The organism is Sandarakinorhabdus sp., assembly GCF_032115815.1.
Classification (GTDB): domain Bacteria; phylum Pseudomonadota; class Alphaproteobacteria; order Sphingomonadales; family Sphingomonadaceae; genus Sandarakinorhabdus.
The window spans coordinates 18,761-32,763 of the sequence record NZ_JAUMBI010000072.1 but is presented as its reverse complement, the minus strand read 5'-3'; the positions used below and the strand labels follow the sequence as shown (position 1 = coordinate 32,763).

Below are 14,003 nucleotides of genomic sequence, written 5' to 3'. Positions count from 1 at the left end.
GAATGGCGGGCGTTCTCCTGCTCGATCCGGGCGCGCCCGGTCAGGCCTCAGTCTCACTATTCGATATCATCGACGCCCCCGATGACGCGCGCATGAAGGCGATGGACAGGATCAACGCCCTTCATGGCCGCGGCACAATCAGGCTTAGCTTGGCCCAGAAGGACGGCGAGTGGCACATCCGGCAGGAGAAGCTGTCGCCCAGTTTCACGACACGCTGGGGGATAGCCCTTCGGTGAAGATGGGGGTGGCAAGGGCAATGGATGGAGCAGCAGGCGGTGATTTGGGAGGCGCTGCCTGACGGGTTCATCCTGCTTCTGTCTGTACTCACCTACATCGCCGGCAGCCGTGCCGCACAGATTGCAACTGCAGGAAAATACGTTGGCCTGCCAAATTGAAGCTTTTGCGGCGGGTCCGCACCCAGCAGCCGAAGCGTTGCGCAACCCGGTCGCTTTCTGTACGGTCTAGTTCGTGTAATGAACATTCCAGGGGTAGTGCAATGCGGTTGATGATGCTGATGACCGCGATTTGTCTGGCCGCCGTTCCCATGGCGAGCGCAGCAGCGCAGCAACCCGCCCCCGGGGCGAATGCGGCTCCCGCCGGCCCGCCCCGCAGCTATCGCGATCCCTATGCAGACAAGAAGCGCCTGCTGATCATCGCCGATCTGTCTACCGGCAACCAATCTGCCCACATTGGATCCAGCCATGCCGTATCGGTTATCGAACAGATCGGACGAAAGACCGGGGCGTATATTTCCATCATCCGCACCGATACGGATCTGGTGACCAAAGGCGAAGTTTGGGGCACAGGCGCTTATGCCAAGGGTGGCCCGCGGCAAGCGCGCGGCCGCAACCTCGATTATTTCGATGCCGTGCTGTTTTATACCAATGGCGAAACCCGGATGACTCCGCAGCAGAAGCAGGACCTGCTGGATTTTGTCGCAAAGGACGGCAAGGGCTTTATCGGTGTGCACACCGCCACGGCGACCGCCGTCAGTTGGCCGGAATACAGCCAGATGCTGGGTGGCAACTTCGACAATCACCCGTGGGGCATCACAGGCGCGAAGATCATCGTGGAACGGCCGGATTTTCCAGCGATGAAGAAGCTGAAAACTGGCAGCGTGCTGCTTGATGAACATTACCAGATGCTGCCGACGCCCTATTCACGCGCCGATGTCGATGTGCTTGCGCGGCTGGATACGCGCGGTCTGGATCTCACCCTGCCCGGTGTTCACCGCAAGGATGGCGATTTTCCGGTGGCATGGATCAAGTCGTACGGCAAAGGCAGGGTATTTTATTCCGGCTTGGGCCACCCTGATGCCGCTTGGGATGATCCGCGGGTTCAGGCGTTGTTTCTGGAAGGCATCAAGTGGGCGATCAATGGCGGCCAGGCACCCCGCCCGCACCCGATGACGCCGGCCCCGAAATAGGCTTCAGTCGGCGGGCGGCTTGAAGCGGGCCTGGGCGGCGAGACGCACCACGGCATTGGCGGCACCATAGCCCTGATAGGCGCGGCGCTCGACGACCTCGAAGAAGACGCGGCGGGCAAAAGCGCGGCTGTAGAGCTGGAAATATTCCGCCTCGCCATCCCGGTCATAAAGAATATTGTGCGCGCGCAGCCGATCCACCAGCACCGGATCGAGGCCGAAGCGTGCTTCGATATCGTCATAATAATTGGGCGGGATTGGCAGCAGGTCGAGCCCATTGGCGGAGGCCGCCGCAGCCGCGGCGAATATGTCTGGGCAGGCAAAGGCGATATGCTGCACCCCTGCCCCGAAATAATGTTGGACAAAGCGCGACGAGAGGGTCTGCCCGCTCTGGCTGCCATTGAGGGTGATGCGGATGCCTTTGCCCGGCGATTCAACCGCCTGACTGTGCACAAGTCCCAGCGTGTCGGCGATGTCGATCTGCGGGGTCTTGGTCATGCCGAACAACGTCACATAAAACAGCTGCCAGCTCAGAAACTCTTCGTGCGTCATCGTCTGCGCGACGTGATCGATCTGCGTCAGGCCGAGCGGCTGGCCATCGCGATCGGCGGCGACTGGCACAGGAAACTCATGCGCCCAAACGGCATCTTCGGTACCCTTCGCGATGAGGTGCAGCAGGCTGCCGCCCACGGCTCGCACGCCGGGCAGTTCCATCTCGTCCCGCCCGACCGCTTGTTCGAACAGCGGCACGCCCAGGGCGCGGGCGCGTTCCAGCCCAGCAGAAACATCATCCACTTCCAGCCCGAGAGCGCACACGGAAGCGCCATGCATGATGTCAAAACTGTGCGCAAAGCCTTCAGGTTCAGAATTGACGACGATGTTGATGTCGCCCTGACACCAGCGGGTCACGTCCTTACGGCGGTGGCGTCCGGTGGCACGAAAACCCAGCGCCGCGAGCATCTGTCCCAAAGCGGCCGCCTCTTCGTGGCTCGCAGCAAATTCGATGAAAGCCATGCGCTCGCTGTGCACTGGCGGCGGTATCTGGGGCGTGAGCGGGCTGCGCGGGCGCCTTGCCACAGCGTCGTGTAGCGCCAGCAGCGAGCGGTTGCCATCCTGCGCGACACTGCTGGCTGAACCGGCGCGGAAGCGGTCGTTGAAGATCTCCAGGCTCCACCAGCCGTCATAGCCGGTACGCCAGATTGCTTCGGCCCAATCGGTGACGGCCAAATCGCCTTGGCCAGGCATGCAGCGAAAATGCCGGCTCCATTGCAGCAAGTCCATGTCGAGCCGGGGTGCATCGGCAACCTGGACCAGAAACAGTTTTTCGGGCCGGATGTCGCCAATGCTGCTCGAAGGGATGTTGCGCGAAAGGGAGTGGAAGGTATCGAGGATCAGGCCGATTGCCGGATGATCGGTATCGCGCACCAGTGCCCACGCCTCGCGATGGTCGTTGACATGCAGCCCCCACGCCAACGCTTCATAGCCGACCTTGAGCCCGCGCGCGGCGGCGCGGTCGCCCAGTTCATGGAGATCGGCGATCATGCGCGCCCGATCAGGCAGGGCGAGCGGCGAGCAGTTCGAGCACAGCAAGACAAGCGGCGCGCCCAGTTCGGCCATCACGTCGAACTTGCGCTCCATGCGCTCGAACGCCCGGGTGCGTTGCGGTTCCGGCATGGCTTCCAGATCGCGGAAGGGCTGGAACAACGTGATGGTGAGACCAAGGTCAGCGGCGATGGCGGCGACATCGCGCGGACGACCTGGAAAGGTGATGAGATCGGTTTCGAAAATCTCGACACCTTGAAAACCGGCGGCTGCGACGGCAGCCAGCTTTTGCTCCAGCGTGCCGCTGAGCGACACGGTGGCGATTGAACGCTTCATGCGGCCTTGGCCGGCGCGAACTGATCAAAGCTCGCGCGCATGCGGATGAGGTCAGCGGTGCAGCCGGTCAACAGGGCGAAGGCGGCAGCCGCCTGACCGATCACCATGGCACTGCCATCGATCACCGTGCAGCCCCGGCGCCGACCTTCAGCCACAAGCGCCGTTTCCAGCGGCACATAGACGATATCGGTCAACCACAGGTGCGGGCCCAGGCTTTCGGCCGGGACGGGAAGACCGGGCATCTTGGCCATGCCCATCGGCGTGGCATTGACCATTCCATCGGCGGCAGCGAGGGCAACAACCAGATCGCCGCCGATGCTGATGCGGCGTGACGGATACTGGGCCCGCAGCCGCCCAGCCAGCGCGCTGGCGCGCTCATTATCGATATCGAACAGGTGGAGATGATTGACGCCATGCATCATCAGCGCGTGGGCGGTGGCGGCACCCGCACCACCTGCGCCCACCTGCACCACTGTACGGTAGGGCCGGTCGCCCAGCCCACATGCAAGACTGTTGGCAAAGCCGATAACATCGGTGTTGTGACCGACGGCTCGACCGTCCTTCAGGACGATGGTGTTCACTGCCCCGACGTCGCGCGCCTGTGGCGACAATTCGTCGAGAAGGCCGATAACCGCCTGCTTGTAGGGATAAGTCACGTTACATCCCGCCGCACCCACCGTGTGGAGTGCGGCCAGCAGGCGCGGCAAATCAGCCTCGCTCCAGCCGCGCTGGGCGAAGTCGAACAGCATATACAGCAGGCGAAGCCCCTGCGCGCGGGCTTCGCCTTCATGCAGCCAGGGCGAACGCGAGGCACCGATATCGCGGCCAATCAAGCCGACCAGATGTGGGCTTCTGGTCACCATCTCTGCCATCGCTGCTGCGTTCGCCCCTTCCACAATCAGAACCGGGTCCGTACGCCGACGCTGATGACCCGCAGGATCGGGTTGCCAGCAAACGTGTCATAGCCCTGCGCATTGTTGTAGAACGACGGTTTCACGTTGAACAGGTTCTGCACGTCCAGGAACACTTCGCCGTCCTTCATCCAGCCTTCGGGCAAGGTGTAAGCCAAGTGCGTGTCGAAGGTGGTGTAGGCCTTCACCGGATCGCCGCCGGCACCCGTTGGCACGCCGCCCACCGACACCACCGGGTTGATGGCGTTGCCGCTGAAGTTGCGATAGCCGCCAGTGTGGTTGACGAACAGGTCGACTGCGAAATCGCCGACCTTCACGCCGACATCACCGCGCAGATCGAGCCTGATCGACGGGAAGGTGCCGTTGAAGCCGGTGGTGTTCAGCACCGAGAAGGTCGGACCGCCGCCGAAGTTCTGGTCGAACTTGGTCTTCAGCGACATGGCGGCGCCCACGCTGTAGCTGCCCCAATCGGCGGAGCGGCTGTAGCGGACATCGGCATCGATGCCCTGCACCTTCAGGTTCAGTACGTTGCGCTGCCGGAAATCATAGACGTAGCGCACGCTGCCCGGGATGGTGGTGGTCAGCGGCCGGTTGCCGATGATTTCCGCCAACTGTGCCGGGGTGGCACCATTCGGGAAGATCTGCAGCAGCGGCTGCAGGCCGGTGATGTTGACCGCCGAGCCCGACGCCGGCGCCGTGACGCCGCCGGTGAATTCATTGTTCCAGAAGGTGGCCGACAGGCGCAAACCTGGCGCGAAACTGGGGGTGAAATCCACACCCAGCGCCCAGCTGGTGCCCTTTTGCGCGACCAGATCGCTGTTGCCGCCATTGATCTGCAGGCCCTGGATGGTGGGCGTGCCCACGGTGCAGGCGGTGGTGGTGCAGGCGATGCCGGGAATGGTGTTCACGCCCGGATAGGCGGCAATCGGCACCGCCAGGTTGGCCGGACCGCCAGCGATCGAGGTTTCGGCGGTGGTGCCGCGACCGTCGGCGCCGAAGCTGGTCAGTGCCGGTGCCACGAAGCTCTTGGACCAGTTGCCGCGCACGCGGATGCCGCGCACCGGTTCCCAGCTTGCTGCGATCTTGGGATTGGTGGTCGAACCGAAATCCGAATATTCATCGACGCGCCCGGCCAAGTTCAGCTCCAGCTTGTAGATGCCGGGGATTTCCTGTTCCGGGCCGATGAAGGGCAGCAGCACTTCGGCATAGGCGGCCTTCACGTTGCGGCTGTAATCGAGGTTGATCGTGGTCGAACCGCTGCTCGATGGCCCGGTGCCGTTGGCGAACGCGGCATTCTGGCGGATGGTGTAGCCGATATATTCGCCGCCCACGGCCACCTGCACGGCACCGCCCGGCAGATCGAACAGCTCGCCGGCTGCCTGCAAGCGATAATTCTGGATGCCCTGGCGGGTGAAGCGATAGGTGGTGGTGTCGGTCAGCCGGGCGCGCACCGCCGCAGAGGTGCGGTTAGCCGTGCCGATGTTCCACACATCCAGCGCGTTGGCCGTGGTAAGCGGCAATTGCGTGACGATCACGCCGGTGGCCGGCACCGAAATCGTGGTCAGGCTACCGCCTTGGTTGGTGGTGCCATTCAGCGCCAGCAAAGCCGCCGACTGGTTGAGCCGGCCGGTATCCCGCACGAAGCTGCTCGAATTGCCGATCAGCGCCAGCGCCGAAATGCTCCAGGCGTCGGTCAGCTCATATTCGGCGCGGGCATTGACGAAGAAATGCTCTTCACCCGAATTGATTTCCGCACCCGGCCCGAACAGTTCATCGCCGGAGAAACGGATCTGCTGGGTGGTCGAGGTCTGGCCCGGCATGGCGACATAGAAGGGGTTGATCTGCCCGGCACCGCCGGCCGGCGTGCTGCCCGGGCCAAACACGGTGGCCAGCACCGCGCCGCCGCCGGTGCCGCCCTGGCCGCGGGACACCTGCTGGTTGTTCTTGCGGTTCGAATAGAGGATGTCGCCGCCGATGGTCAGCTTGTCGCCAACCTGCTGTTCGGCCTTCATCATCACATTATGGCGGCGCTCTTCAGGCAGTTGATCGCCGATCTGGTTGATGTCGCAGAAGGCATTGGACTGCGCGTTGCTCACTGGATTGCCATAACTGCCATTGGCAAAGCGGAAGATGGTGGTGGTGCCACCCGGCTGCACGCTGGCCGGATCGCAGTTGAAGCTGGAAAAATTGGCGCGGTTCTGCGCGGTGGCGCTGGACACATCCAGCCCGGCATCGGCCGCCCGCTGGCGCTGATCGGCGCCCAGGAACGAGCGGCTGGCGGTTTTCAGGCGCGACCGGTCGGAATAGTTGTAGCCCACCGTCACCCAGCCGTTTTCCCAGCTGGTGCCAGCGACGAAGCCGACCTGATAGGTGCGATAATCGTCGCCAAAGCCCATTTGGCCCGACGTCTGGAGACCGTCAAACTTGCGGCGGGTGATGAAGTTGATGACCCCGGCCACGGCATCGGAGCCGTAGATTGACGAGGCGCCTTCCGCCAGCACTTCGACCCGTTCGATCATGGTGACCGGCACCATGTTGGGATCGCCCAGGCTGTGGTTCACGCCCGAAAGCGGGATACGGTGGCCATCAACGATGTTGAGCGTGGAGTTGGACGCCGAACCGCCCAGACCATGGATGGTCGGCGCGTTGGTGCCGGATTGCGAGGCGGAGTTGAACGAGCCCTGGCCCGCCGAGCCGAGGCCGACCACCGCCGGCACCGAGCGCAGGATCTGCTGCACGGTCTGCGCGTTGGTCTTTTCGATGGCATCGGCGCTCACGCTGATCAGATTGGAGCCGACGGGCGCCACGCCCTTGAGGCTGGAGCCGGTAACGACAATTTCTGCTGCCTCTGCTTTTTCTTCCGCAGCGGCGTCGCCGCTCTGCTGGCCTTCGGCCGCGCGGGCGGCAGAGATTTGTGGAAACGCCAGCGTGGCGGCAATCGCCAAGAGCGAGACCTGCGGCAGCAGGCGTGTAGAAACGGTCATGATATCCTCCCCAGCAGTGGTCACGTTTTTTATGAACCAACTAGTGCGTTCGTTATCGGTGTGTGCTTTGCGCGTCAAGTTCGGCCCGGCTCAGTCGAGCGAAACCCGCACCACCGGACCAACCACGAAAACATAGGCGGCAGCGCCCACCAGCCCAAGCGCGGCAATATAGGCCAGTGCGCCATAGAAGCTGCCGGTGGCGCCCACGATGAAGCCGATCACCAGCGGGGTAACGATGCCAGCCACATTCGCACACAGGCTGAACAGCCCGCCGGTCACGCCCACCGCTTCGCGCGGCGCTACATCGGTGATCAGTGTCCAACCCAGATTGACCATGCCCTGCCCGAAAAACGCCAGGCTCATGATGGCAATCACCATGTCGTTGCTGTCGGTGAAATTCGCGCCGACCATTGTGGAGGTGAGCAGCAGCCCGGCTATGATCGGCAGCTTGCGGCCCAGCGTTGCCGAACCGGTTCGGCGAATCAGCCAATCCGAAATCTGCCCGCCGACCAGCACGCCGACACTTGCCGCCAGATATGGCAGAGCCGCCGCCCAGCCGGATTTCAGGAAATCCATGCCGCGCTCGTCTGCCAGATAACTGGGAAACCAGGTGAGGAAGAACACCAGCGTGCTGTTGCCGCAAAACTGTCCGATGGACGCGCCCAACACCTGCCGTTTGCGGATAAGGCGGCCCAACAGCGCCCAGCTGAAGGGCGGCGCCTGCAAGGTGGATAGCCCGCCGCCTGCTTCGATCATGGCCAGTTCGGCAGCGTTGGCACGGCTGTCTTGCGGTTCGCGGTAATACAAGAACCACACCCCGGAAAACACCACGCCGATGCCGCCCACCAGCCAGAACAGCGACCGCCAGCCCCAGGTAGCCACGATCCAGCCCAGCACCGGAATCAGCAACCCCAGACCGATATACTGGCCCACGGCATAAACGCTGTTGGCCCGCGCGCGTTCACCCTGCGGGAACCAACTGGCCAGAACCCGGCTGTTGGCCGGAAAACACGGGCTTTCCGCCAGCCCCAGCGCCAGCCGCGCACCCAGCAGCCCGGCCACGCCGCTGGCCAAGCCATGCAGCGCCGTCGCCGCCGACCACAGAAACAGTGACAGGCCATAGGTGATGCGGGTGCCGAATTTGTCGAGCACGAAACCGCCTGGCACCTGTGCCAGCGCATAGGTCCACGAAAATGCCGAGAAAATCAGGCCCATGACTTCCGGGCCGATCTGCAATTCCGCCGTCAATGCCGGTTTGGCAACGCCCAGCACGCTGCGATCCAGATAGTTGAGCATCGTCGCCGCTGAAATCAGCGCGAGGATGCCGAACCGGGCGCGTGTCGGCTGCATCAACCCTGCGCCCAGCGGCGAGCAAGATCCTGCACGGCAAGGCCATATCCCGCCACGCCCAGCCCGGAAATGATTCCGGTTACCACCTGCGTCATGATCGATTTGCTGCGCCATTCGGCTTCGCGGCGATGAATATTGCTGATGTGCACTTCGATCACCGGGCAATCGACCATCTTCAGCGCATCCAGAATGGGATAGCCGGCATAGGTGAAGGCGGCCGGATTGATGGCAATGCCGATCTGTCCCTTGCGGGCGGACTGCACCCATTCCACCATTTCATGTTCGTTGTTGGTCTGGCGGAAAATGAGCGGCAGATCGCCAGCCGCAGCACGGCACAGCGCCTCGACATCGGCCAGCGTATCGCGGCCATAAATCTCGGGCTCGCGCTCCCCCAGCAAATTGAGGTTGGGTCCGTTCAAGACGTGGATTGCTGCCGTCATCATCATCCCCTGCAGGTTGCCATCTGGTTGCCCGGCCCACCTGCCCGCACGCGAGCGCTTTGGGCAAGTCGCAAGGCTTGTGGTCTGTCGCCCGGTTGTGTACGAACTGGTTCATATAAAAACTGAAAGGGATTGGCAATGCGCCGCGTTTCGATGCTGTTGGCCGGGCTTGCTGTCGGCGTCTCCCCAGTCCTGGCCCCCGCGCATGCCGATCCTGCTGCAGATTGGCCCACTTATGGCCGCGACAAGGGCGGCCAGCGTCACTCGCCGCTCGATCAGATCAATCCGGCCAATGTTGCGCGCCTCGCGCCGGCCTGGACCTATCATATGCGCCCCGCCAGCCTTGATGCTGCACCGGTAGACGCCGCCGCCGTGGCCCAGCGCGCTGCAGAAGCGTCAGGCCCTCCTCCCGGTGCGGCTTCCGGTGCGCCTCCCGGCGGTGCTCCCGGTGGCGGGGCCTTCAGCCGTCAGCGCAGCCGTTTTGCCGGATCGCAGTCCACCCCGCTGATCATCGATGGCGTGATGTATACCACCACGCCTTACGGCCGGGTGGTGGCGCTGGAACCCGATACGGGGCGCGAAATCTGGGCGACGCCGATCCCCGGTCCCGGCCAGCCATCCTTGCGCGGCGTTGAATATTGGCCGGGTGATGCCGCCACGCCGCCGCGGCTGTTTTTCGGCACGCGCGATGGCAGGCTCTATGCACTGGATGCCCGCACCGGGCAGCCGGTTGCCGGGTTCGGCACGGGCGGCGTTGTCAACATGAAGACGCCCGAGGTGATGAACGGGCTGGAAAGCCGCCAATATGGCATGACCTCCCCGCCGATCGTCTGGAAGGATCTGGTGATCACCGGATCGGCCGTGCAGGAATTCCCGCCGCGCGGTGCCGCCGGCGACGTGCGCGCCTGGGATGCCCGCACCGGCAAATTGGTGTGGACCTTCCACAGCGTGCCGCGCGCCGGAGAGCCCTATCGCGAGACATGGGGCAAGGACGCGGCGGGCAAGGATGGGGCCGAGGCGCGTTCCGGCACCAATGTCTGGGGCTTCATGACCGTCGATAGCGCGCGCGGCATTGTCTACATGCCGTTCGCAGCGCCCAGTTTCGATCGGTTCGGCGGAGACCGGCCCGGGGACAATCTGTTCAGCACCACCTTGGTTGCCGCCGATGCCGCCACCGGCAAACCGCTGTGGCATTATCAGATCGTCCACCACGATATCTGGGACAATGATCTGCAGGCGCCGCCGTTGCTGTTCGACGTGAAAATGCGCGGCCGCACCATCCCGGCGGTGGCCGTGGTGTCGAAGAACAGCCTGGTCTTCATTCTTGACCGCACCACGGGCAAACCGATCTTCCCGGTGAAGGAACAGCGCTTCCCGGCCAGCAAGGTGCCCGGCGAAGTCACCTCGCCCACCCAGCCCATTCCGCAGGTGACGCCGCCGCTGGTGCGCACCAGCTTCACCATGGCCGACATTGCCGACGTGACGCCCGAACTGAAAAGCGCCTGCACAGAATGGGTCACCAAGAACAACATGGTTTCTGGCGGGCTTTATGTGCCTGTGGGCTTCAACGAGGTGACCATCAGCTTTCCCGGCCTGCAGGGCGGTGCCAACTGGGGCGGCGGCACGCTGGCGGCCGACAAGGGCCTGATCATCGTCAACACGTCTGAACTGGGGCAGGTGACGGCGCTGGTGCCGTCAAAAGGCCCGCTGCCGGTGGAGCGCGGCCCGGTGAGTGGCCGTTTCCAGCTGCCCGGCACCAAATTGATGTGCCAACAGCCGCCGTGGGGCCGCCTGTCGGCAATCGATGCGCAAACCGGCAAGATCGCCTGGTCCGTGCCGCTGGGCGTGACTGATGAACTGCCCGAAGGCAAGCGCCTGACCGGCCGGCCCAATATCGGCGGGCCGATCAGCACGGCGTCGGGCCTGACCTTCATCGGCGCGAGCGACGATGGCCGCTTCCGGGCTTTTGAGAGCGCCACCGGCAAGATGCTGTGGGAATACAAGCTGCCCGCCGCCGCCCACGCCACGCCTGCCACCTATCGCGGCAAGGATGGCCGGCAATATGTGGTGGTCACCGCCACCGGTGGCAGCTTCCTCGACAGCCCGTTGGCCAGCGATGTGGTGATGGCGTTTGCCCTGCCGAACTAAGATGCCGCCGATCAGGGCGCGAAATGCGTGCCCAGATAGGCGGCGATGGCGTCATATTCGGCATCGCTGACCTCGGCACCGCGGCCGATCATCTGATCAATGGCCTGTTCCCAAGCAGCGCGATCTCGGCGTTGTCCGACCACGATGGCAATCGCGTGGCAGGTGCCGCATTTCGCGCCGACCAGCTCACGCCCCGGCCCGGCCGGCAGCAACGACAGATCGGGCTTCGCATCCTGTGCGGCCGCAGCGCTGATCGCGGCCGCAAGCACCAACGGGACAAAAGGCAGATACTTAATCACGCGCCCGCCTAGTCGCCGACACGCGCGGTGCCGGTTTGGGATTGAGCCGGGCTACCAGCGCCGCCTTGGGCCAATCCATGGCGCGCGACTCCAGATCCAACCACATCAACTGGGGCTTTGCTGGATCAAATTGCGGCCAATTCGCCGCCGGCGCGTCGCCGCGGGCAAAGCGCACCAGCATGTCCGACATCTGATCGGCCAGCGCCCGGTCCGCCGCCGTCCATACCCGCGTCGTGCGGAACATGTTCAGGCTGTCCAAAGTCTGGAACCAGTATGGCACGTCGCCGGTGTGATAGGCGCCGGCCGTGGCCGCATCATGATCGGCAAAGCGGATGCCCGATGCATAGGGTTGGCGGCGCGCAAACTGCCAGACATAAGCAGGGCTGCCGGCATTCGCCTGAGCGGTGGCCCAGCCCATCACCTGCTGTCCAATGCTCATGTCGCGTTGCAGATCGTTGAGCGAACGATAGAGATCGGCTTCGGTCTTGGGAGCATAGCTGTCCAGCACAGCATCAGCCTGCTTGCCGAAGCGGGCGCGCACAGCGGCCTGGAACTGGGCCTTGGTCTTCACCTGGCCCAAACTGGCAAAGGCTTCGTCGTTGGTGAAGCCGATGAGCACCGGCACCTTGCTCTGCGCGCCGGCAGCATAGGTCGCCTTGGCATCACCGGTCAGCACATGGCCATCGGCCACCAGCGCGTCGCGCGGCACGCCAGCAGCGCCGGCCAACACGCGATCGCCGGGCAAGTCGCGCATGGCTTCGATGCCATTTGTCCCCAGTGCTTTCTGCAAAGCCACGCCCTGGGCCTCCGCTTCGGGAAGCGGCACGGCGCCGCGCGGGCGCATCGGGCTGCCGCTCATGCCCACCACGCGGTGGAACAGGCCCTTGGCCAGCGGCGACATCTGCAGCGTGCCGACCGACATCGATCCCGCTGACTGGCCGGATATGGTCACACTGCCGGGATTGCCGCCAAAAGCCGCAATGTTGCGCTGTACCCACTGGAGGCCGGCGATCTGGTCCATCAGACCATAATTGCCGCTGTGGCCGCCACCTTCGCGGGTGAGTTCCGGGTGGGCGAGGAAACCGAGCGGCCCAACGCGATAGGCGATGTTGACCTGGACAACGCCTTTCTTCGCAAGATTGGCCCCGGAATAATTGGCCATCGAAGTGGAGCCCACGCTGAAGGCCCCACCATAGATCCACACGACAACCGGCCAGCCGCCGGGCGGTGGCGCGCCGGGCGGTGTCCAGATGTTGAGATAGAGGCAATCTTCCGACACCGCCTCGTTGCCGAAATAATGGTTCATGGTGCGGCCGCGGCCGGACTGCAGGCACATTGGCGCGGCCTGCGTGGCGTCGCGCACGCCCGGCCATTGCGCCGCTGGCTGCGGAGCCTTCCAGCGCAATTCGCGCACTGGCGGCGCGGCGAAGGGCACACCCATATAGGCCTGCACGCCGCCATCAAGGGTGCGTCCCGCAAGGCGGCCGGTGTCGACCGACACCTGTTGCGCCGTAGCCGGGGCAGCGGCGAGCAGCAGGGCAAGAGCGATGCGGGCAACGCGTGTCATTTTTGGCCTCCAAGGGTGGCATGGAAGAAATCGAAAGTGGCGTTGACCGCCGTCATGGTGGCGGTGTGGGTGGTCGCCGCGTCCTTGCCGATAAAGCTGTGGTCCACATCCGGGATATAGATCGACTGCACCGGCACGCCATTTGCCTTCAGGCCGGCTTCTGCGATCCGTGATTGCTCCACTGGCACGGTGCGGTCGTTGATACCGTGGATCAGAAGGAATGGCGGATCGTTGCGGCTGAAATAATGCGCCGGGCTGGCGTTTGCTACGCGGGATGGCGGGCAGTTGGCTGGCGTGCAGCGCAGCAACTGATTTTCGGCTGCCGGCGCGCCGGGCTGCGCCTGCCGCGCAAGGATCGGCGCGAAATCGAACACGCCATACCAGATGGCAGCGGCCTGCACGCAGGTGTCGCCCGCCGGCTGCCCCGTTTTGGCATCCAGGCTGGCATCGCGGCAAGACGTGGCCGCCAATGCTGCCAGATGCCCGCCCGCCGAACCGCCCCACAGCGCGATGCGGGTGGGATCGATGCCGTATTTGCCGGCATTGGCCTTCAAATAACGGATGGCGGCGCGCAGATCCTGCAATTGCGCCGGGTGTGGCGCTTCGCCGGCAAGCCGATATTCCAGGCTGACCGTTACAAAACCTTCGCGGGCCAGGCCTGCCAGTGCAGAGGGAAAATCAGTGATGGCACCGGCTGCCCGCGTGTGCCCTGCCACCCAGCCGCCGCCGTGAACATAGATCACCAACGGCTTGGGCGCCGCTCCGGCCACCCGGTACAGATCAAGCCGCAGCGGCCGAAAGCCGTTTACGGTGGAAAAAATGACATCGGCCTGCGCCGTGACGCCGCCGGGAAACGCGAGCGCCCGGTCCGGCATCGGATCTCCCTGCGCCGGACCGCCGCCAACGGTTGGCAGGTCGCGCGGCGCCGATGGTTGCTGTGCACAGGCAGCGCCGGCCAAACCACACGCGATGACTATGGCGGTTGCAAGCCGTGTCGCGGCCA

Annotated in this window: 12 protein-coding genes; 4 read left to right on the top strand and 8 right to left on the bottom strand. The window is 64.1% G+C overall.

All coding sequences use genetic code 11. The annotated features are described in order from the left end of the window. Positions 1-2: 2 nt before the first annotated feature. The 3 genes from RT662_RS04390 to RT662_RS04380 all read left to right on the top strand — a co-directional run bounded on the left by RT662_RS04390 (position 3) and on the right by RT662_RS04380 (position 1,426). Complete coding sequence (locus tag RT662_RS04390) at positions 3-236, top strand: DUF4113 domain-containing protein (protein WP_313669475.1); 234 nt, start codon at positions 3-5, stop codon at positions 234-236. Between the two features lie 24 nt (positions 237-260). Next, on the top strand, positions 261-395 hold the full coding sequence (locus RT662_RS04385) for a hypothetical protein (RefSeq protein WP_313669474.1): 135 nt from the start codon (positions 261-263) through the stop codon (positions 393-395). 119 nt (positions 396-514) lie between these two features. Then, entirely contained in the window at positions 515-1,426 is a 912-nt protein-coding gene (locus tag RT662_RS04380; protein WP_313669473.1) for a ThuA domain-containing protein, read from the top strand. 3 nt (positions 1,427-1,429) lie between these two features. Here the strand turns inward: RT662_RS04380 and RT662_RS04375 are convergent, their stop codons facing one another. The 5 genes from RT662_RS04375 to RT662_RS04355 all read right to left on the bottom strand — a co-directional run bounded on the left by RT662_RS04375 (position 1,430) and on the right by RT662_RS04355 (position 8,986). Then, positions 1,430-3,301 (bottom strand): TIM barrel protein, encoded by a 1,872-nt coding sequence (locus RT662_RS04375; RefSeq protein ID WP_313669471.1) that lies wholly within the window; start codon positions 3,299-3,301, stop codon positions 1,430-1,432. Then, complete coding sequence (locus RT662_RS04370; RefSeq protein ID WP_409530136.1) at positions 3,298-4,164, bottom strand: shikimate dehydrogenase; 867 nt, start codon at positions 4,162-4,164, stop codon at positions 3,298-3,300. Before RT662_RS04370 ends, RT662_RS04375 begins: the two co-directional genes overlap by 4 nt. A 35-nt stretch (positions 4,165-4,199) precedes the next feature. Next, complete coding sequence (locus RT662_RS04365) at positions 4,200-7,196, bottom strand: TonB-dependent receptor domain-containing protein (protein ID WP_313669468.1); 2,997 nt, start codon at positions 7,194-7,196, stop codon at positions 4,200-4,202. Positions 7,197-7,286: 90 nt separating this feature from the next. Continuing rightward, on the bottom strand, positions 7,287-8,546 hold the full coding sequence (locus RT662_RS04360) for an MFS transporter (RefSeq protein WP_313669467.1): 1,260 nt from the start codon (positions 8,544-8,546) through the stop codon (positions 7,287-7,289). Next, entirely contained in the window at positions 8,546-8,986 is a 441-nt protein-coding gene (locus RT662_RS04355; RefSeq protein ID WP_303779124.1) for a type II 3-dehydroquinate dehydratase, read from the bottom strand. Before RT662_RS04355 ends, RT662_RS04360 begins: the two co-directional genes overlap by 1 nt. Positions 8,987-9,124: 138 nt before the next feature. Here RT662_RS04355 and RT662_RS04350 point away from each other — a divergent pair, with 138 nt between their 5' ends. Then, entirely contained in the window at positions 9,125-11,134 is a 2,010-nt protein-coding gene (locus RT662_RS04350) for a pyrroloquinoline quinone-dependent dehydrogenase (RefSeq protein ID WP_313669465.1), read from the top strand. An 11-nt stretch (positions 11,135-11,145) separates the two neighbouring features. Here the strand turns inward: RT662_RS04350 and RT662_RS04345 are convergent, their stop codons facing one another. From RT662_RS04345 to RT662_RS04335, 3 genes are read right to left on the bottom strand one after another with little or no spacing between them, the layout of a single operon-like run. Beyond that, on the bottom strand, positions 11,146-11,433 hold the full coding sequence (locus RT662_RS04345) for a cytochrome c (protein WP_313669464.1): 288 nt from the start codon (positions 11,431-11,433) through the stop codon (positions 11,146-11,148). Next, positions 11,426-13,000 carry a carboxylesterase family protein gene (locus RT662_RS04340; protein WP_313669463.1) on the bottom strand — a complete coding sequence of 525 codons (1,575 nt, stop codon included), beginning with the start codon at positions 12,998-13,000 and terminating at the stop codon, positions 11,426-11,428. Before RT662_RS04340 ends, RT662_RS04345 begins: the two co-directional genes overlap by 8 nt. Then, positions 12,997-13,875 (bottom strand): alpha/beta hydrolase, encoded by an 879-nt coding sequence (locus RT662_RS04335; protein WP_313669461.1) that lies wholly within the window; start codon positions 13,873-13,875, stop codon positions 12,997-12,999. Before RT662_RS04335 ends, RT662_RS04340 begins: the two co-directional genes overlap by 4 nt. Between the last annotated feature and the right edge of the window lie 128 nt (positions 13,876-14,003).

Bases quoted from the DNA above. Each gene is read 5' to 3' on its own strand.
- RT662_RS04390 (WP_313669475.1), top strand. From the start codon at position 3: ATGGCGGGCGTTCTCCTGCTCGATCCGGGCGCGCCCGGTCAGGCCTCA.
- RT662_RS04340 (WP_313669463.1), bottom strand. From the start codon at position 13,000: ATGACACGCGTTGCCCGCATCGCTCTTGCCCTGCTGCTCGCCGCTGCC.
- RT662_RS04385 (WP_313669474.1), top strand. From the start codon at position 261: ATGGAGCAGCAGGCGGTGATTTGGGAGGCGCTGCCTGACGGGTTCATC.
- RT662_RS04370 (WP_409530136.1), bottom strand. From the start codon at position 4,164: ATGGTGACCAGAAGCCCACATCTGGTCGGCTTGATTGGCCGCGATATC.
- RT662_RS04365 (WP_313669468.1), bottom strand. From the start codon at position 7,196: ATGACCGTTTCTACACGCCTGCTGCCGCAGGTCTCGCTCTTGGCGATT.
- RT662_RS04350 (WP_313669465.1), top strand. From the start codon at position 9,125: ATGCGCCGCGTTTCGATGCTGTTGGCCGGGCTTGCTGTCGGCGTCTCC.
- RT662_RS04335 (WP_313669461.1), bottom strand. From the start codon at position 13,875: ATGCCGGACCGGGCGCTCGCGTTTCCCGGCGGCGTCACGGCGCAGGCC.
- RT662_RS04375 (WP_313669471.1), bottom strand. From the start codon at position 3,301: ATGAAGCGTTCAATCGCCACCGTGTCGCTCAGCGGCACGCTGGAGCAA.
- RT662_RS04355 (WP_303779124.1), bottom strand. From the start codon at position 8,986: ATGACGGCAGCAATCCACGTCTTGAACGGACCCAACCTCAATTTGCTG.
- RT662_RS04380 (WP_313669473.1), top strand. From the start codon at position 515: ATGACCGCGATTTGTCTGGCCGCCGTTCCCATGGCGAGCGCAGCAGCG.
- RT662_RS04360 (WP_313669467.1), bottom strand. From the start codon at position 8,546: ATGCAGCCGACACGCGCCCGGTTCGGCATCCTCGCGCTGATTTCAGCG.